The organism is Pediococcus ethanolidurans (assembly GCF_964062635.1).
GTDB classification, from domain to species: domain Bacteria; phylum Bacillota; class Bacilli; order Lactobacillales; family Lactobacillaceae; genus Pediococcus; species Pediococcus ethanolidurans.
This window is the reverse complement of the sequence record NZ_OZ061250.1, coordinates 215,784-235,167: the sequence shown is the minus strand read 5'-3', so window position 1 is coordinate 235,167 and position 19,384 is coordinate 215,784. Positions and strand designations below refer to the sequence as shown.

Genomic DNA, 19,384 nt, shown 5'->3' with positions numbered 1-19,384 from the left:
TAGTGTAAAGTTTTAGTAGGAAAGTGAAAAAAAGCCTTTTCAAAACACGAGAAGACCGTTAATCTTCTAATTAGGTATAGCAGCCAAAAATTAGGAGGTAACGGTCTTCATGTCTCAGATTTTAACAGAAATCATGACAGTTTTAAAGGAAAGTAATAGTTTATTTAATGCGGAACAGGATTTAATGATTCGGTGCCAGGCATTGATTGCCACGGCTTTAGGCCAAGCATTAGAGGATTTAGATGATCTTTTAATTGGAGAAACAGAATATCGAGAAATTATTGGCAAACGACAACGAACGTTAAATTTTATGTGCGGAACAGTTACTTTTAGACGTCGTTTGGTTAGATTAAATGACAAAACCTATGTCTATCCTTTAGACCGGTACTTACAGTTAATTCCACGAAGTAGGTTTTCACCTTTGATGGTTGAAAAGGTCGCTAAGCTAGCTTCACATAGTGTTTTACGGACAACAGCCTTGGCTGTTAACCTTTTGACCCCACTTTCCATCAGTCATCAAAAGGTGGATCAACTTTATCAATCAGCAGGTGAACAATGTGAAAAACAACGTGAAGAGACTACATTAGTGAACATCGAAAAGAAACGACAAGTTCCTTATCTGTATTTGGAAGGCGATGCCTTTTGTGTGGCCTTAAAGGCTAAGCAACACCATAAAAATGTCCTTATTCATCGACTGCAACTAACGGAAGGTATTAGCCAAAATGGCCGACGACGTCAGACGTTAAACCGGCATGTATTTACGGGATTAAACCGGCAAGCAGTTTTTAATCAAGTACAAGATTATCTCGATCAGAATTATGATTTACGAGCAACTATAATGATTACCGGTAGCGATAATGGGAGTGGCTATGAACCATCCTGCTTTGATGAATTAGCGGTTGGGGCCAAAAAACATGAGCACTTTTTAGATCGTTATCACTTGAACCGAAAAATTCGTAGTCGATTAAGCAAGATGCCTAAGATTCTGCAAAGTAAACTATTTCAGGGTGTGCATAATTGGGATAATGATCAAGTTCAAATTGTCCTTGATACGTGTGAGTTTCAAGCCAATGATGCAGATAGTCTGGAAGCAATTCAACTTTTACGGAGTTACTTGAAACGTAACTGGAATTATTTAAAGCCAGCCAACAAGCGAAGCTTAGCTACCGAAACTGTGTGTTTAGGTGGCTGTGAAAGTAATCATCGACGCTTTACCTATCGGTTAAAACATCAAGGTCGCTCTTGGAGTAAAGCTGGATTGAAGGCGATGATTGCGGTGATTACCAGTGAAATTAACGGGCAATTAGAAACAGCAATGATAAAGATGACCAATACCTTGCCAATAAGCATCATGCCAGTTAAAGTGGCCGCTAGTTATTTTCTTAAACAGCCTTTTACACAATATCAAGGAATTAGGCACGGCAGTATTTCATTAGACGCAGCAACTAGCAGTGCTATGGGTAATTTGGTGAAGGCTATTTCATAGGATTTGAATAACAGGTGGAGTGGAGGCGTTGGTGAAAGAGTGTGTCGATGTCACTTAGCGATTTATCGCTTAGAGACATGGGAGACTGGAGAGATCCACTTCTGGCCTGAAGGGCAAGAAGTTAGCTCGTAAGCGACCCACACGACCCCGCATCAACGCCGGAACGAAACAAAAAGTAGTTAAAAACATAAATAAAATCTAATTAGAAGCACTACCTACTAAAACTTGACACATACGTAATTTTAAAAAAGCGTTTACAAAAGCAATTATTATGCTATACTTATCTTGTCGAAAGAAATATCCGTTGTGGATTGTTACTATTAAATTAGGCAAGACCACAAATCAACACACTGTTCGCAGTTGTGATGGTTTGTGGCCTTTTTTTATGTCATTGGAGGTGAAATACATGCTCAAGATAGTCCAAATCCTTAACAATAATGCTGCATTGGTTGATCTAGACAATCATAGGCAAGCTATTGCAAAAGGTAGTGGTATTGCGTTTCAGAAGGAACGTGGCAGTACGATTTCTCCGAAGAAAATTGACAAGCTTTTTGTGCTTGAGACAGAGACCTCGCGTGCAAATTTGTACTTTCTACTAAAAAATATTCCAATCGATGTGGTGACGACCACTTATGAAATTATTGATGTTGCGCAACAACAGTATCATCTTAAAGTTTTAGATTATATATATATAACCCTTAGTGATCATATTTTTGGAGCATACAAACGTTATAAAAATGGGACTTACGAAAATAGCATGATACCGGATTTTCATGTTCAATATCCAACCGAATATGCTATAGCTAAGCAGGCGTTACGTATTATCGCTAAAGATCTCGGTGTTACATTTCCTGATTCGGAGGCTAAAAATATTGCATTGCACTTTATCAATGCAACCGGAGAAACAGACAGTGAACAAAATTTTAATCAAAAAACAGAAACTACAATCGATAATTTAGTTCAACGCGTATTAAAACGTCATGGAATATTTAGATCTACGAGTAACGGTAATTATTATGATCGTTTCATGATTCATTTACAGTACTTAGTAAATCGACTACAGCAAACTGATGCGAAGGCAACTGCAATTGTGCCTCAAGTTACGATTGAGCTTAAGCAAAATTATCCACGTTCACACGCAATTGCATCAGAAATATTTAATGAAATTAAACGAAATTTGTATCCAAATATGAGCGATGATGAACAACTATATTTCATAATTCATATTCAACGTTTAATTAAAGAATCACCGGTCGACAAAAAATTGAAGTAAAAAATGATTTTTAATAATAGCAAGATTGGGACAAAACTTTTGAAATTCAGTATAAATAAAAAATCTCTTATATCATATTATCTGATCTAGCTATTGAATTTATTTTTAAAATTAGGAGGAAAAACTATGAACAAGGTGTTTGATAAACTAAAGCCAGGTTTTGAAGCTATTGCTGCAAACAAGTATGTGTCCGCCGTCCGTGATGGATTTATTGCCTGTATGCCAATTATTATCTTTTCTAGTATTTTTATGATGATTGCCTATGTTCCCAATGCTTGGGGCTTCTATTGGCCAGATAATGTCACTAATACATTGTTGATTGCATATAACTACTCAATGGGGCTTTTGGCATTATTCGTTGCAGGAACTACAGCTAAAAATCTAACTGATAGTAAGAATCTTGATCTTCCAAAAACTAATCAGATTAACCCAGTAGCTGTTATTATTGCAGCTGAGATTTCATTTATTATTTTATCAATTGTACCGTTAAAAACGGGTGTTGATCTGACTTATCTTGGTACTCAAGGTCTGATATGTGCTTATATTGTTGGGTTGATTGTTCCTAATATTTACTATGTTTGTATCAAAAACAATATTACCGTTAAATTACCACCCCAAGTACCTGGTAATATTGCACAGTCATTTAAAGATTTAATTCCATTGGGCGCTTCGATTACCGCTTTTTGGATTGTTGGTTTCTTATTTAAAGCGGCTACTGGTACAGTTTTACCACGATGGATTATCAATGTCTTATCACCAGTCTTCCAAGCTAGTGATACTTACATTGGTTTATGCATTATTGCTGGTGCGATGGCCTTCTTCTGGTTTTGTGGGGTTCAAGGACCTTCAATTGTTTCTCCAGCTGTAACACCTATCATGATTGCTAATACGGCTGCTAACCTTGTTCAATATCAGGCTGGCGCACATGTTTCTCATGTTTTTGCACAAAACGCCATGGACTATGTTATGAACTTTGGTGGTACAGGTTCAACATTTATAATTGCTTATGTTTTAGTGATTGCGGCCAAATCGGCGCAACTTAAAGCAGTTGGTAAAGCTGCTATTGTTCCCGCATCATTTTCTGTTAACGAACCTGTTCTATTCGGCTTACCAATTATTATGAATCCTATTTTTCTTGTTCCATTTTTAATTACACCTATGGTTAACATTTCTTTGTTTAAGTTTTTCGTAACTACCTTAGGCATGAACGGTATGATGTACTATCTACCTTGGACTGTACCGGCACCAATTGGTATTGTTGCTGCAACTGGGTTTGCACCACTTTCTTTCGTTTTCGTCGGGCTTATCTTGGTTCTTGACGTCTTGATCTTTCTACCATTCTTCCATCAGTATGATAAACAGCTTGTAGCAGAAGAATTGGCAAAGAAACAAGAGTTAGAAGCTAAAAATAAACTGGCATTAGATGGTGATACAGGAATGACAGTTGCAAATGTTAGTGTTGAAATGCCGGCAAGTTCTGAAACTAATACAGATGATACTGAAACAGCAACACCACCTCTGCATGGCGAAGAGTACTTTAAGAATAACGAAGTGGATGTGCTTGTATTATGTGCTGGTGGTGGTACTTCTGGGATCCTTGCCAATGCTTTGAATAAGTTATCCAAAGAAAGAGGATTAAAACTTTCGGCAACGGCACGAGCCTATGGACAGGATATGGACTTAATTCAAAATATGAACATGGTTATTCTTGCTCCACAGATGGAAAGTATGAAAGGAAATTTGCAGAAAATTACAGATAAGTATGGAGTCAAACTAGTTACCACTACTGGTCGCCAATATATTGAGCTAACTAATAATGGTGATATGGCCTTAGACTTTGTGGAATCAAATCTCTAGTAATTAAAATAGGAGGATTAATACACATGAGTAAAACATTACCTAAAGATTTCCTGATGGGTGGCGCTACAGCCGCATATCAAGTTGAAGGAGCTACAAAAGAAGACGGAAAAGGACAAGTGCTTTGGGATGACTTTCTTAAAAAACAAGGACGTTTTTCTCCTGATCCAGCAGCTGATTTTTATCATCGATATGATGAGGATCTAACACTGTCAGAAAAATATGGTGTACAGGCTATTCGGGTGTCAATTGCATGGTCACGTATTTTTCCAGATGGAGCTGGTGAGGTTGAACCACGGGGAGTTGCTTATTATCACAAACTATTTGCTTCCTGTAAAAAACATGGTGTTGAACCATTTGTTACTCTACATCATTTTGATACACCAGAACGACTTCATCTTGCTGGTGATTGGTTAAGTCAAGAGATGCTTGACGATTTCGTTGCTTATGCTAAATTCTGTTTCCAAGAATTTCCTGAAGTTAAGTATTGGATTACAATCAACGAACCTACCTCGATGGCAGTACAACAATATACTAGTGGAACTTTTCCACCTTCTGAAACTGGTCGTTTTGATAAGACCTTTCAAGCAGAACATAATCAGATGGTTGCTCACGCTAGAATTGTTAATGAGTATAAAGCCATGAATTTAGATGGAAAAATTGGAATTGTGCATGCGTTACAAACGGTTTATCCATATTCTAACAGTGAGGGTGATCAACATGCGGCCGCATTACAAGATGCTCTAGAAAATCGTTTATATCTAGATGGAACTTTAGCCGGAAAATATGCACCGGAAACCTTAGCACTTGTTAAGGAAATTCTCGACAAAAACAATCAAAAAATGTTTACTTCAACGACTGAAGAATTGAATGAACTTGACCAAGCTGCGCACCAATTAGATTTTGTTGGCGTTAACAATTACTTTAGCAAATGGCTACGTGAATACAACGGCAAGTCAGAAACTGTCCACAACGGTACAGGTGCAAAAGGAACGTCTGTCGCTCGTCTGCATGGTATTGGTGAAGAAAAAAGACCAGATAACATTGAAACTACTGATTGGGACTGGGCAATCTACCCACGTGGGATGCATGATATTCTAATGCGCATTCACGACAATTATCCATTGGTTCCTGACATTTATGTTACTGAAAATGGAATTGGACTTAAAGAAGAATTACCAACTAATGCTGATTCAGATGTAGTGATTGCTGATCCCAAACGTATCGATTATTTGAAAAAATATCTTGGTGCTGTTGCTGATGCAGCTGCAGAAGGTGCAAATGTTAAGGGATACTTCATATGGTCGTTACAAGATCAGTTTTCTTGGACTAATGGATATAGTAAACGCTATGGTTTGTTCTTCGTTGATTTTCCGACACAAAAACGGTATGTCAAACAAAGTGCAAGCTGGTTTAAAAAAGTGTCTGATACTCATGTGATACCAGATTGAAGTAACTAATAGTAAATTAATAAAATTTCGACCCGCTTTCAGCGGCATCGATAATATCGGAGGAATAGAATATGGCAACAAAAGAGGAAATTTCGATGGTCGGTTTTGCACTTGTCGCATATGCTGGCGATGCACGTACTGCGGCACTGAAAGCGTTAGATGCAGCAGAGAGTGGTGATTTTACAACCGCAGCAGACAAAGTTAAAGAAGCAAGAAATGATATCAATGACGCTCATAATCAGCAAACTAAAATTTTGAGCGAAGAAGCTGGCGGAGCAAATATGGATGTGACGTTCATTATGGTGCATGGTCAAGATACGCTAATGACAACCATGTTATTAATCGATGAAACTGAATATTTGATTCGAATGCTGAAACGTATTAAAGTACTTGAAGATAAATCAAAGTGACAATTTTTTGTAATTAAATATAAAAAATACAGCGAATTTAAAATAATCTTGATTTGGTATCAGTAAAGAATAAATGGTAGGTCGAAAGGAATGGATGATATGAACAAGAGCTTAATGGTTTTAGGATCTTTGATCATAATTTTGCTTTGTGTGGCAATGATTAAACCCAGAGGAAAAAAGAAAAGTACTAAAAGTAAATACTCCAAGGCAGACTTAATTAGTTTGGGTACTGCAGCAATTGTAGCCACAGCTATTTTAATTTGGAAATTTCAATGACACTAAATAAGTTGAGTTTTATGTAATTAAAATATGATTTGAAACTGAAGTCATTAAACGTTAAATAAGGCTTGTATGTCTCAGTACCTTTCGACAGATTGGAACAATAAAATTAAAGAACTTGAAAAGGATACATTTTAAATATCTTTTTCAAGCTCTTTTTGTATTTAATTAACTAACACTAAAGTGCATCACACGAAAATTGGATTTGGTCAGTTTTAAAAGTTAACTATTTTAGTGATCCAAATGAAAATAACTAAGTACATAAACCCATTCAATTAATATAATTCCGAGGCCGATTGCTGATATGAAAAAACTTAAAAGTAGGGAGGGAGAAAGTGTGGTTAACCATTTTGAGCCAACAAATGGAATCACTAAAACGAGCAGAGCGTAAACAAAAGCCACCCTTTGGCTAATGTAGGTCGAAGTCAGCATTAGACGCCATTCTCTTTCATCATTGTGTTCCATGTCTAATTGATAATCATGTTCTTTAAAATCAATTAAATTCAGACGATGATGTTTGACATGGTTGGAACGATTTAGATGCACTATGAAAAGAAAAGAGAAAATTATCAAAACGGAAAATGGAAAGTCGGTAAAGTCATAAAAGAAATTAATAATCATTAAAAGCAAGAAAAATGTTGTGATGCTGACAGTGATGGCTGAAAAAATCATGTTTTTCTTAGTATTAATCATTTTGATCATCCTTCCAAATAAATAAGGTTTCAATTGATGTTTGTAAAACATAGGCCAATTTAAAAGCTAGTCCTAATGATGGATCATATTTATCATTTTCGATAGCAATAATCGTTTGACGAGTAACGGAAGCTTTTATAGCCAGTTCTTCTTGAGATAACCGTAACTTTTTTCGTTGTGTCTTGATAGAATTTTTCAACTTAATTGACCTCCACAAGGTGTAATCTAAAGTCAAGATAAGTAAAACATGTTTTACTTTTTAAATATTAGGTGAAAAAAATGGTACTTAATTTCTTCGATTAAAAAGCAAAAGGCTGTTCCCTCAAGGATGCAACCATTAGTTGCGGACGATGCTCTGACTAATATCGTGCTTTTTTAGTCACGTTCACATACAATGAAGATAGAAATAAAGTGTGAGAGGATGTGATCGTATGATGCTGGGACAACGAATCAAAGAAGAACGCGAACGACGTGAATGGACACAAGACGAGTTAGCAAATACACTCAATGTAAGTCGACAGGCTATTTCTAAGTGGGAACTAGGAACTGCTTATCCAGATATTGAACGTCTGATTCAAATTAGTGAACTTTTTAATGTGACCTTGGACAGTTTAATCAAAGGGGATGACGATCTTCAAAAAAAGATTGTGATCCGTAAAGAGGGTCACAACATGAACTTCTGGGAGTTTGCCGCCCGTTTTTGGTGGTTACTTTTTCCGATTGGTGGATGGCTGATTCCTACGATCATAGAGGCGTTTAAATAGAAACTAAAAAATTCCGCAGCTGAAGTGAACCCTTAAAATTGGACAAATTGTTAAGCTGCTTTTTGAACGGCGAGTTCTCGGTATTTTACCGGGGGCTTGCCGTTTAATTTTGTTTTGATACGACGGTTGTTATAGAAGTCTATCCAATCTTTCATTGCTTGAATTAGGCTAGTTTTATCTTCAAAATGTTCATCCATCATTTCTGCTTTCATAATATGAAAGAATGACTCCATTACTGCATTATCAAGGCAAGTCGCTTTACGAGACATACTTTGGAATGCATGATGTTCTTTCAAGAGCGTTCGCCATTGGCGATGTTGATACTGAAAGCCTTGGTCAGTATGAACTGTTGTCCGATAATTTAGTGCCGGAAGTCCTTCTAAAGCTTCTTTGAGCGGTTTAATGGCGAATTCAACTGTTGGATGTTCACTTATATTAAATGCTAAAATTTCTCCAGAGAATAAATCTAGTACCGGTTCCAAATAAACGCGTTCATTTGTTCCCATAGATCCATATCGAAATTCACTGACGTCTGCTACAAGTTTTTGATAGGGTCTGTCGGTCTTAAAGCGACGCTTTAACCGATTAGGGGCAATCCTACCAACTAATCCTTTATACGAGTTATATTTACGAGTTTGGCGATTAAAGGCATGACATATCCAGGCATGTTCTTGCATAATACGTAAAACCCGCTTGTGATTTATCTGAAATCCTAAATCATGCAGAGCACTTGTAATTCGACGGTACCCGTACTTCTTTGTGTATTTTAAATCTTGTTGTCGAATTTCATCAATTGCTTGAATAACTTGATCGTCATTGAATTTTCGACCTTCATGATTTCGAGTGTAGTAATACGTGCTACGCGGTATTTTAATTACTTTGAGAATCAATTTAATTGATACTTGGAATATTTGCCTCAACTCAGTCGCTATTTTCGAGATTTCCTTTGTGCTGATTTTTTCCGAGCTAAGGCTTCTAATTTTTTTAAGTATTCATTCTCAATCTTCAACATTTGATTCTCTTTTTGGAGTTGCTTTAAAGTATCTTTTGTTGTTGAGTTGTCCTTTTGGACAACTGGTTTAGCGTTCTCATTCTTGTGTTTTGCCATATTTTTCGAGTTGCCTCGCTTTCGCTCAAGCCCTTTAATTCCTAATGTCTCAAATCGCTTTTCCCATTGCCAAATTGTACTTGGCGAGGATAAATTAAAGTGTAAGGCGGTTACTGTAAGTGAGGCCTGATTTTGTTTCCTCCAGTTTAATACATCAACTTTAAACTGACTAGTGTATTCTAAGTCCATGGCTTTTGGCTGAAGTCCTTTAATACCAAATCTTTCAAATCGCTGAATCCAAATTGAAACGGTAGCCTTGCTGCCAATCCCATACTTTCTCGCTAGTGAATAAGCTGCCTGGCCACTTAAATACTCGGTGACAATCTTAACTTTAAAATCGAAATTAAATTTACTCATAAATGAAACCCCCAAAATTGGATTTTTCTGTCCAACCTTGGGGGTTCACTTTAAGCTTTTAATTTGGCTGCGGAATTTTTTGATTCATAAACAAGTATGCGGTAACGCGTGGATACTAAACTAGAGAATCTCGATTAGTAAAACTATTTCGAGAAATAGTTTCAGCAGTTTGTTGCTTAAGAAGTAATTGACGCTGTTGATTGTGCAATCGGTATTGTTTAGGAGTCGTGCCCACAAACTTCTTAAAATGCTTAATAAAATTACTAGAGTCGTAATAATTCAACATACGAGATATTTTACTTAATGGTAAATCGGTATGCAAAAGTAATTTTTTTGACTCTTCAACGCGTTGTTTATCAATGTAGCCTTGAATAGATAATCCCATTGTATGTGTGAATAGTCGCGATACATATTGATAAGAAAGATCTAAATATTCAGCAATTCGAAAAGGCTGCATTTTATCATATAGATGCATATTTATGTAGTATGTGATTTGATAAACTTGCTTGGGCACTGTATCAATGGATATAACTTGATTCTCAGAAGATTGTAATTCAAAGAAATCTTTACAAATTAATTCCATGTCCTTTTTGAACTCTTTAGCATTTTCAGGTACTTCATCAGTCAACCAATCAAAGTATATTTCCCGCAATTGCACAAAATTAGTTCCATTAAAATGGTTCGCCAAACCTGTCATGGTGAAATCACCCACTAAGTTTATTAAACTACGATGTAATTCCTCGTGACTAGCATTTTCAATAAGGTCCATATGATGATCAAAAAATTTAATTAATTCACGTTCGGCGCGTTCAGGGTCTTGCTTTTCAAAATTAAAGATTAAATTGTACGCTAAAAAAAAAACGTAGTAAGTAATTGGACTTTTTAGAGTTTAATTTGTGCTGCGAAAAAATCAATTGATCATAATCATAATAAAACATATACATTTACCTCCAAAATAATTGGTTTGAAGCATATAAAATAACACTAAAATGTGCATAACAAAATAGTACCACATATTTTCAGAAAAATGACATAAAAATTGAATGTTTTGTGATTTTGTAAATGAATTGTTTACAATATGGAATGTGTCTGCAACGGCTAGTGAAAGGGAATGATGAAAAATAAAATCATAAAATGGTTTATCCTTTTACGGTTACTAACTATATATCTGAAACTATAATAATATTTACTATTTATATAGTATATATGAATAGGATTTTATTGATAACTGTTTTTTAAAATAAAAAAATGTTTTTCTGAAATTGTTTTTATTTATGTAACAGTTAGAGATTTAATTTCGTATTATAGGTGTAGGGAGGTGGGAAAATGATGCTAAGCGATGAAAAGCTGTTTGAATTGGTAGTGCGCGAAAATGATCAGAATGCCTTTGAAGAATTAGTCGTTAAGTATCGTTTTTCTGCCGTTAACTACGTGACAAAAATTATTAGAGATCATTATTATGCACAAGATTTGACGCAGAATGTGTTTGCAAATATTTATTTCAAGCGCAAAAAAGATTAACCAGAACTGGTGATGCATAAATTGTTTTTTATTCGTCTCGATTTTCTTTCCCAATGTGGCGGTTCATAACAAAACACGGTAAGATAATTCTAAAAGGTTTAAATGTTTCAACGGAGGAACGAAAAGTGAGTAGACAAGAAGAACTTCAAAAAATTAAAGCAGGCTTTGTACAGACGCAGGACATTTTTTTAGCACTAGGCGATGAAAATCGACAATCAATCATAGTTTCATTGCTAGAAGCTGGGTGTGATGGCATGCGGGTGGGTGAATTAACAACACAAACGCATCTGTCCCGTCCGGCCGTTTCACATCATTTAAAGATTTTAAAAGAGGCAAAATTAGTCTCTATTCGAAAAGACGGTACCAAGCATTATTATGCGGTTCAGCCTACTCAAAATTTTACTATCATGCAGAAAACTGCGGCAATTATTGAACGTTTGGTAGATGAGAATGAAAAAAATGGCTAATTTAATGCGTGCAATGCAAATAGAAAAGTATGGACATGTTGCACTTGTTTCAAAGCAAGTGCCCGTTCCTGAAATCGGTGCAAATGATGTGTTAGTGGCAATTCGAGCTGCAAGTGTGAATCCAATCGACTTTAAGACACGTGATGGGGAAGTAAAACTACTGGTAAAACATCAAATGCCTTTAACACTGGGACATGATTTTTCTGGTGTGATCGTTAAGGTCAGCAAACAAGTGACCAAATTTAAAGTTGGTGATGAAGTGTATGGGCGACCGCGAGATTCCCGAATAGGGACATTTGCAGAATATTTAGCGGTGAATGCAAATGACATTGCCTTGAAACCACGAAATTTGACCTTTGTTGAAGCTGCAGCCATTCCGCTAGTGGCTCTGACAAGTTATCAAGCGTTGATTGATATTGCCAAGTTAAAACCGCATCAAAAAGTGTTTATTCAAGCAGGTGCTGGCGGTGTGGGATCGATTGCGATTCAACTAGCAAAGATTTTAGGTGCATATGTTGCCACAACTACGAGTGCAAAAAATGAAAAGTGGGTCCGTACTTTAGGTACAGACCAGATTATCGATTATCACAAACAAGATTTTGAGACTGCTTTAAAAGACTATGATATGGTGTTTGATACACTTGGTGGCCAACAACTTCGTAAAGCTTTTAAGGTTGTAAAGCCACATGGAACGATTGTTTCATTGTCAGGCTTACCTAACGCAAAGTTTGCGCGAGAAAGAAAATTAGGTTGGTTTAAAACGCTGCTTTTTGGTTTAGTTACGCTTAATCTTTCACGATTGGAGCGGCGTTCTAAAGTGTCTTATGATTTTTTGTTTATGCAGGCCAGCGGTAAGGAGTTAGAGCAACTCACAAAATGGATCGAAGCAGGCAAAATAAAACCAGTTGTGGATAAAGTTTTCACTTTACGAGATGCCCAAAAAGCCTTGAATTATTCAGAGAAAGGGCATGCTCAGGGGAAAATTATTATTAAAGTTAGTGAATAGAAAAGCTGATAGTATGCGAGAAAAATAATGATTTCTCGTATTTTTTTGTCTAATGAGATCTATTTTTTGAAAACAGCAAGTGTTAAAATCAAATTAATATGAGATTAAAGTGGTGTGTGAAAATAAACTATTAAAACTAAAAATGCAGAATTGTCAACTCGGCTAAATCTCCCGGTACAAGAATTACATCACAAATTATAATCAGATCAATTTAAACAATATAGTTACAAATCTGAAATTCAATCTAGACTACTAGACCTTAAATTAAAAAACTAAGTGATAGTTAGGAAAAAGGTGTAAATACGAATAACTTAAAAACTTTTCAAGATATTGTTGATTTAATGGAACATGATTATGCGGGGTCACAAGATATACGGGTAAATTCAAGACCGTATTTTCAAAGCATTCAACATGCTTCGAAAGAATTTAATTTTCAATTTTTAGTAGAAGCTTATTTACGAAGTTTTCACGATGGACATCTTAGTGTGACTGACAAAAATAGAGTGAGTTCATTAGGGTTTGATTGCCGTCGGTGTTCAAACGGATTATTTGTAACTTCAATTAAAAATGAAACAAGATTACAACTTGGAGATGAAGTTATTGCCATTGATGATCACAAAATAGGTGAGTTAGCTAGAAAGTATCAAAAGCAATTGGATCCAGTTGTGGAACGTCAGAATTGGAATTTTATTTTTAAACGAGCTAAGAAAATTAAGATAAAGACGACCACAAAAATTCAAGAAATTGAGTTAAAAAAATATATCAATCATTATCATCCAGAGCATTCTTTTAAAAACTTATCCGAAACGATTGGCTATATGAAATTAACGGATTTTTTTGATCCAGATGATATCGAAAGGTTGATTTCAAAAAGTACGCGGTGTTTAAATAACCTAAACTATTTAATAATTGATGTTCGTGTTAATCACGGTGGTGACGATCAGTCTTATCGACCACTTCTTGAATATTTTGTTAATCAATCAACAGATTTATTGAAACACTATCCAAAAGACTATTTTTATGAAATTTGGTGGACCAAGCGAAACAAAGTCAATTGGTTGGCTAACTTATCCTCACAAAAAAGTAAGAATCCATCAAACTATATGAAAGAACTTTATGAAGAACAAACTAAAATTTGGAAAAATGCTCAAACTGCAAAAAATGCATCGGAAAATAATTCCAAACCTTACATTTTAAAACCAAAGGGACATTTAAAACATATTTATATTTTGAGTGATTATTTGGCAGGCTCTGCGGCTGATAATTTTATTATGTTAGCAAAAACCTTTGCCAAAACCACGGTGGTTGGTCGTAATACTGCAGGCGTGGTTGATTATGGTGATGTAACGTCACAATGCTATTCAGATTTCACTGTGAATTATCCAGTTATTAGATTAAGACTTATTAATGATCATCGTGGGACAAATGGAATAGGTTTTTCGCCAGATGTTTATTTACCATGGACACCAAAAATGATTTTTGAAGATACAGATTTAAAATATATATTGAATCTAATTCAACAATATTCGAAAAATTAACTTTAAGAGATGACAGTTATGAAAGCAATCACAATTTCTGAACCATGGGCCTCGTTAATTAGTTTTGGTGAGAAACGAATTGAAACGCGTACGTGGAAAACGTCATATCGAGGAACCTTATATATTCATGCAGGAAAGCATGTCGATAAGAATTGGTTGCACGAACAGCGGAGATTAGTTTCGCTTACTGATATTCCAAGCAGCCACCCAGGTTTTATTTTGGCAAAATGTGAATTAACTGATTGCTGTGAAATGACTAATGATTTCCTTCAGAAAGTGAAACAAAACAACTTTGAGTTTCAAACTGGTGTTTATGAGTTGGGGAGATATGCCTGGATTCTAAGAAATGTACAAACTTTAACGGTTCCAGTTGAATGTAAAGGTCATTTACGAGTATGGAATATTTCTGCAGTATTAAGTAAAGAAATTGAGGCGGAAAATGATAGATGAAGTAACCAAATTAGAGAATATGGTTCATGAAAAGACGCTCGATCTAACGAATGAGGATTTTGATTTTATGTTAGCTCACATTGGTGACCCGGATCCAAAATTGCGCGATAAAACCATTTATATTCTTTTCTGTCGTTTATTTTTGGAAAATGGGGGCTGCCTTACACGCGAAAAAGCTAAACTTATTGTTAATAAGGCATTAAAGCACGACCGTCTTTTTGAAGAAATTGAGGCATCAGAACCAAATGATTTAGTATTTACGCGAACCTTTACGGCACTGCTGTACTGCATTTTTCTTGATGTGGACACAAAGGGGAATTATCAAGGATTCTTATCATCTGTGCAACGAAAGCAGTTACTTGATGATGCGACTCTATATTTACAAAAGGAGCGTGATTATCGAGGTTTTGTTATAGATAAGGGATGGGCTCATGCACCTGCGCATGGCGGAGATTTTTTGGATCAGGCTGCTAATCATCCTCAATTTGGAAAAACAAGAGTGCACGATGCACTGAAGTCACTGCAAACGATCATTTTAAGCGTTAAGACAGTGTTTGTGGCAGATGAAGAGTCGCGGTTTGATAATTGTATAGTCACAATGCTTGAAAATGAGTGGCTTACAGGAAATCAATTGGTTGAATGGGCAGATAAAATAGATCAAAAAAATGCGAAACTTAACTTTAGAGATTCTTTGTTTCTGCCCCGCATGCACACTTGGCACGCGTTTTTAAAGTCAGCGTATTTTAAAATAAAGGCAAAAAAACTGGATGATCAGGTGTTTGCAAATTATATTGAACACACACTTGAACAGTATTACTTACGAAATGGCTTTATTTGATTTGAATCATATAAGGATGCGAGGTGAGTATCATTGAAAATCAGACAACTAACAAGCCGAGATGATTTTGCGGCATTGGGAAACCTGTTCTTAAAAAGTTTTAAAGTAGCTTATTCAGGGATGCTTTCTAAAACCTACTTAGATAACCTGACGGCCGACCAGTGGACTAAACGATTAAAAAGTAACCCTCAAGAAAACTGGATTCTCGTTGATGGTGATAAATATCTGGGAGTCTCTACTATCATTGCCGCGCGAGATCAGAGTATGCAAGAATATGGAGAAATTCGGGCAATCTATGTTGATCCAGCTTGTTTTCGACAGGGTTACGGATCAATTTTGTTGGCAAATGATTTTAAACAATTAAAAAAGCAAGGCTATACACGTGTTTATTTATGGGCGTTGGCAGAAAATATCCGAGCAAAAAATTTTACGAAAAATATGAGTTGAGTGAAAATGATTCAAAACAAGTTCAGATTGATGATCAAACAGTTCGATTGATTCGTTTTACTAAACCGATCTAGCTAAAAATGATCATACAAAAAAGGTGTGAGAATAATTTCTCAACACCTTTTAGTTTAAGCTTATTTATAAATGATAACTGGTTCCGTTGTAGAAGTGTTTTCCCAAACAGATTTCATCTTGCTTGGTGGATTATTTAAACACCCATGAGAATGATACGTACTTCGATAACTTGTATTGCCATAAACCTTTGACGGTTGCCAAGAACTATCATGCATGCCGACACCATCTTCGGTTAATGGTTCCCAATAACTAACCTTGCTGGCATAAGCAGAGCCGTTATCATTTTTACCAGTTAAAGTAGAAGGACTTTGTTTGTACAAAATGTGGAACAGGCCGGTAGGAGTTTTATCACTCCCGCTTAAAGTCCCACTCATCACAGGAATGTTTTCCTTTAATTTTCCATTTACATAAATGTATTCATGAAGGGTAGACAAGTTAATTTCAACCCGGGTAGAACCAATGGCACTGCTGCGATTATAACTAATGTTTTGACCAGAATAATTCTTCATATCAACTTTAGTATTTGATTTAACACTAGCATTAATGAACTTATCAGCTAACATTTTAGCTTCTGATTTGACGTTTAGTGACCAGCCATAGTTTGAAGCAGTTGTATTATTGGTCGTAATTGTTTTACCGCTATTCAAGAGCTTGACACTAAATGATTTGCCCTGAGTGCTATCAGAATCGTTAATTTTAGTTAATTTAGCCTCTAATGCGGTTAAATCAACGGTTGGTGTTTTTCCTGGTTGGGTATTCACAATATAATCGGAACCTTTTAGCGAATAATTTTTACCGCCAACGTGGTAAATCAACGTCTTGGTCAAACTGTCTTTTAAGTTTTGTTTAACTGCTTTAGCAGCCGCTGTCTCAGATTGTGTTGCAGTGGATGAACTAGTTTTTAGTTTAATATTCTTTAATTGTTTAACTTGATTATCATAGCTGGCCAGGGCCTTAGTTACAGTTACTTGGTTGCCCTTAGCAGCCGCTTGTGTTTTTATACTGCCATTTTTTAAATAATAATAAGTTGGATGAGCAGCTGTTGCAGTCTTGTTATAAGTTTTTAGAGCCTGAGTAACCTGCTTTTTTAGGTTATTATTTCGATAAGTCACAACCTTATCAGAATTTGTTAAAGCGACCGCACTGGATTTACTTGATGAAGCAAATAAGCCATGGTGCTTTTTTAACGCGTCTTTAACCTGTGTTTTTGTGACACTTGATACTGTTTGTGATTTTCCAGTTACTAATAGTTTGCCATTTAGGTAAACGCGATTAGTTATCGTGGAGGAAGATGCAGCTAACTTTTGAGTAGCTTGATTAGCGGTTAGCCCAGCCACACTTTTTCCGTCGATCGTTGTTTTAGGAGCAAAGTGGGTTTGACCATATTGCCATGCAAACAAACCACCGCCAACGATTAAGATCCCCAAACCAATTAATGTCCATCTTAACTAGTGATTATTTTTAGTCAATTTTTTTCCTCCTCATAATATGTAGATAGGTTGTTACAAAATCTGGTCCCCATAATGCAAAAAGAATCTCCGTTTAAGAGATCAAATTTACAACTCAGATAGTCAGAACGCCTAAATTATAAAGGATGACTAACCGATGTCAATCGGAAATCTGTTAAATTAATAAAATTTTGTAACTTATCTGTAACAATCATACATTCTTTTTTGTCAAAAATACAACTATTTATTCTTCTTTAGCTAGTCATTTATTTTTGCGCACCAATTATTATGCTAGTGGTGCTGTATTAAATCAACATTAAACATTTTCTTATCACTCTGATTTTTAGTAAGCAGTGCTTTGAGATATATGAGATTTATATGATACAATAATCTTTGTGACTTTTTTATAGGTACATAATTAAAATAATTTATTGAGGTGAACATTTTGATGAACAGTATCAATTCAGAAGATAAACCCGTCGACCAAAATGGCCGCCCGTATAATCGACTCTTATTAGTTTTTACATTGTTAATTGGGACATTTAGTACGTTTTTAACTTCCACGATGTTAACCACGGCTTTTCCAACTTTGATGAAATCTTTTAGTATTTCAGCCAATACCGTCCAGTGGTTGACAACTGGATTTATGTTAATGATGGGAATTGTCATTCCGATCACTGGCTTTTTCTTGCAACGTTTTGATTCACGTAAACTATACTTATCTGCAATTGTCATTTTTTTCGTTGGAACGATTGTTTGTTATTTTGCACAAAACTTTTGGACAATTTTGGCTGGCCGTCTGATTGAAGCTGCCGGAGTGGGAATCACTTCACCTGTTTATCAAACAATAATGACTTCAATTTTTCCACCTGCGAAACGTGGGGCAGCCATGGGGAGTGCCGGAATCGTAGTTGGACTAGCCCCTGCTATTGGGCCAACGTTTGCTGGTTGGATTTTAATTCATTATTCGTGGCGAATGTTATTTTTAGCAATCATGCCGATCTCTCTAATTGTGTTAATTACTGGTTATTTCACACTAAGAAAAGTATTACCCACTAAAAAAGCACCGGTGGACTGGTCTTCAGTAGTTCTTTCAATGATCGGATTTGGTTCGATGCTGTTTGCTTTTTCTTCCGTGGGAACTTATTCATGGACCAATCCAATTGTGTATGGAACTTTGATTGTCGGTGTTTTAGTGGTTGCAATTTTTATCTTTAGATCTTTAAAGATTAAAAATCCACTTTTACAATTTAAAGTTTTTGAACACTCTGATTTTACGTTGTCTGCTATTTTAGTTTCGGTTTCATTTATGTCAATGAATGGTTTTACTCTTGTTTTACCATTATATTTGCAAACTGTTCGCGGAGAGTCACCACTGGCTTCTGGACTGACGCTTTTACCTGGTGCCATTATGATGGGTGTGATGAACCCAACTACAGGCCGAATTTTTGACCGACTAGGTGCTCGTGATATGGCAATTGCTGGCATGTTTATTTTGTCACTAACCACAGCGTCATTTATTCCGATTACCGCACAAACGCCGGTGTTTTACCTAGCTTGTTTGTATACCGTGCGTATGTTTGGAATTTCGATGGTCATGATGCCAGTCACAACAACGGGAATGAATGCTCTCCCATTAAATCTAATCGGGGATGGCACGGTTGTGAATAATACCGCGCGACAGGTATTTGCTTCGATGGGAACTGCCATTTTGGTCTCAATTATGTCCAGTGTGACCTTGAATCATACGCCCGGGAGCACAGTTGCACAATCGACACCAATTTTATTTAAAAAACTGTCTTTAAATGCTAATGTTTTAGGCTTTCGTTATGCATTCTTGATTGCGACTACCTTTGCAGTGATTGGATTTCTTTTAACGTTTTTCTTGAAAAAAGATGAGAGAGAGGGGTACTAAC

21 protein-coding genes are annotated in these 19,384 nt (G+C 36.0%); 15 read left to right on the top strand and 6 right to left on the bottom strand.

The genetic code is table 11. The features are described from left to right. Positions 1-109: 109 nt before the first annotated feature. From AB3219_RS01135 to AB3219_RS01110, 6 genes are all read left to right on the top strand, one after another. Positions 110-1,486 carry an ISLre2 family transposase gene (locus tag AB3219_RS01135; RefSeq protein WP_367369245.1) on the top strand — a complete coding sequence of 459 codons (1,377 nt, stop codon included), beginning with the start codon at positions 110-112 and terminating at the stop codon, positions 1,484-1,486. A gap of 406 nt (positions 1,487-1,892) precedes the next feature. Then, positions 1,893-2,759: a transcription antiterminator LacT gene (gene lacT, locus AB3219_RS01130; RefSeq protein ID WP_260365214.1), complete on the top strand. Its 867-nt coding sequence runs from the start codon at positions 1,893-1,895 to the stop codon at positions 2,757-2,759. A gap of 126 nt (positions 2,760-2,885) precedes the next feature. Continuing rightward, positions 2,886-4,616, top strand: coding sequence for a lactose-specific PTS transporter subunit EIIC (locus AB3219_RS01125; protein ID WP_260365216.1), 1,731 nt, complete (start codon positions 2,886-2,888; stop codon positions 4,614-4,616). Between the two features lie 26 nt (positions 4,617-4,642). Beyond that, positions 4,643-6,067 carry a 6-phospho-beta-galactosidase gene (lacG, locus tag AB3219_RS01120; protein WP_260365217.1) on the top strand — a complete coding sequence of 475 codons (1,425 nt, stop codon included), beginning with the start codon at positions 4,643-4,645 and terminating at the stop codon, positions 6,065-6,067. 71 nt (positions 6,068-6,138) lie between these two features. Then, positions 6,139-6,477 carry a PTS lactose/cellobiose transporter subunit IIA gene (locus AB3219_RS01115; protein WP_260365218.1) on the top strand — a complete coding sequence of 113 codons (339 nt, stop codon included), beginning with the start codon at positions 6,139-6,141 and terminating at the stop codon, positions 6,475-6,477. Positions 6,478-6,576: 99 nt separating this feature from the next. Beyond that, a complete protein-coding gene (locus tag AB3219_RS01110) occupies positions 6,577-6,753 on the top strand; it encodes a hypothetical protein (protein ID WP_260365219.1) in 177 nt (58 codons plus the stop codon). 234 nt (positions 6,754-6,987) lie between these two features. Here AB3219_RS01110 and AB3219_RS01105 read toward each other — a convergent pair whose 3' ends face one another. Continuing rightward, positions 6,988-7,449: a hypothetical protein gene (locus AB3219_RS01105; protein ID WP_260365220.1), complete on the bottom strand. Its 462-nt coding sequence runs from the start codon at positions 7,447-7,449 to the stop codon at positions 6,988-6,990. Continuing rightward, positions 7,442-7,648 carry a helix-turn-helix transcriptional regulator gene (locus tag AB3219_RS01100; RefSeq protein ID WP_260365221.1) on the bottom strand — a complete coding sequence of 69 codons (207 nt, stop codon included), beginning with the start codon at positions 7,646-7,648 and terminating at the stop codon, positions 7,442-7,444. The genes AB3219_RS01105 and AB3219_RS01100 overlap by 8 nt, the downstream gene beginning before the upstream one ends. Positions 7,649-7,880: 232 nt before the next feature. Between AB3219_RS01100 and AB3219_RS01095 the strand changes: the two genes are divergently transcribed. Next, positions 7,881-8,213 (top strand): helix-turn-helix domain-containing protein, encoded by a 333-nt coding sequence (locus AB3219_RS01095; protein WP_057807836.1) that lies wholly within the window; start codon positions 7,881-7,883, stop codon positions 8,211-8,213. Between the two features lie 50 nt (positions 8,214-8,263). Here the strand turns inward: AB3219_RS01095 and AB3219_RS01090 are convergent, their stop codons facing one another. From AB3219_RS01090 to AB3219_RS01080, 3 genes are all read right to left on the bottom strand, one after another. Then, positions 8,264-9,145 carry an IS3 family transposase gene (locus AB3219_RS01090; protein ID WP_232310845.1) on the bottom strand — a complete coding sequence of 294 codons (882 nt, stop codon included), beginning with the start codon at positions 9,143-9,145 and terminating at the stop codon, positions 8,264-8,266. Beyond that, positions 9,142-9,678, bottom strand: a complete 537-nt coding sequence (locus tag AB3219_RS01085; RefSeq protein ID WP_367369244.1) for a helix-turn-helix domain-containing protein — start codon at positions 9,676-9,678, stop codon at positions 9,142-9,144. The genes AB3219_RS01090 and AB3219_RS01085 overlap by 4 nt, the downstream gene beginning before the upstream one ends. A gap of 115 nt (positions 9,679-9,793) precedes the next feature. Then, entirely contained in the window at positions 9,794-10,447 is a 654-nt protein-coding gene (locus tag AB3219_RS01080) for a helix-turn-helix transcriptional regulator (RefSeq protein ID WP_367369243.1), read from the bottom strand. Between the two features lie 557 nt (positions 10,448-11,004). Between AB3219_RS01080 and AB3219_RS01075 the strand changes: the two genes are divergently transcribed. From AB3219_RS01075 to AB3219_RS01045, 7 genes are all read left to right on the top strand, one after another. After that, positions 11,005-11,199 carry an RNA polymerase sigma factor gene (locus AB3219_RS01075; RefSeq protein WP_216754686.1) on the top strand — a complete coding sequence of 65 codons (195 nt, stop codon included), beginning with the start codon at positions 11,005-11,007 and terminating at the stop codon, positions 11,197-11,199. Between the two features lie 152 nt (positions 11,200-11,351). Continuing rightward, a complete protein-coding gene (locus tag AB3219_RS01070) occupies positions 11,352-11,666 on the top strand; it encodes a helix-turn-helix transcriptional regulator (protein ID WP_260365581.1) in 315 nt (104 codons plus the stop codon). Further along, entirely contained in the window at positions 11,659-12,672 is a 1,014-nt protein-coding gene (locus AB3219_RS01065) for an NADP-dependent oxidoreductase (protein ID WP_260365578.1), read from the top strand. The genes AB3219_RS01070 and AB3219_RS01065 overlap by 8 nt, the downstream gene beginning before the upstream one ends. A 341-nt stretch (positions 12,673-13,013) precedes the next feature. Further along, entirely contained in the window at positions 13,014-14,210 is a 1,197-nt protein-coding gene (locus tag AB3219_RS01060) for a S41 family peptidase (RefSeq protein WP_260365577.1), read from the top strand. Between the two features lie 18 nt (positions 14,211-14,228). Next, positions 14,229-14,660, top strand: coding sequence for an ASCH domain-containing protein (locus AB3219_RS01055; RefSeq protein ID WP_260365576.1), 432 nt, complete (start codon positions 14,229-14,231; stop codon positions 14,658-14,660). Beyond that, positions 14,650-15,498 (top strand): DUF2785 domain-containing protein, encoded by an 849-nt coding sequence (locus tag AB3219_RS01050; protein WP_216762677.1) that lies wholly within the window; start codon positions 14,650-14,652, stop codon positions 15,496-15,498. Before AB3219_RS01055 ends, AB3219_RS01050 begins: the two co-directional genes overlap by 11 nt. Before the next feature lie 33 nt (positions 15,499-15,531). Further along, complete coding sequence (locus AB3219_RS01045) at positions 15,532-15,945, top strand: GNAT family N-acetyltransferase (RefSeq protein WP_216753186.1); 414 nt, start codon at positions 15,532-15,534, stop codon at positions 15,943-15,945. Between the two features lie 134 nt (positions 15,946-16,079). Here AB3219_RS01045 and AB3219_RS01040 read toward each other — a convergent pair whose 3' ends face one another. After that, positions 16,080-17,447, bottom strand: a complete 1,368-nt coding sequence (locus AB3219_RS01040; RefSeq protein WP_260365575.1) for a L,D-transpeptidase — start codon at positions 17,445-17,447, stop codon at positions 16,080-16,082. 469 nt (positions 17,448-17,916) lie between these two features. Here AB3219_RS01040 and AB3219_RS01035 point away from each other — a divergent pair, with 469 nt between their 5' ends. Further along, on the top strand, positions 17,917-19,383 hold the full coding sequence (locus tag AB3219_RS01035) for an MDR family MFS transporter (RefSeq protein ID WP_367369242.1): 1,467 nt from the start codon (positions 17,917-17,919) through the stop codon (positions 19,381-19,383). Position 19,384 lies beyond the last annotated feature (1 nt).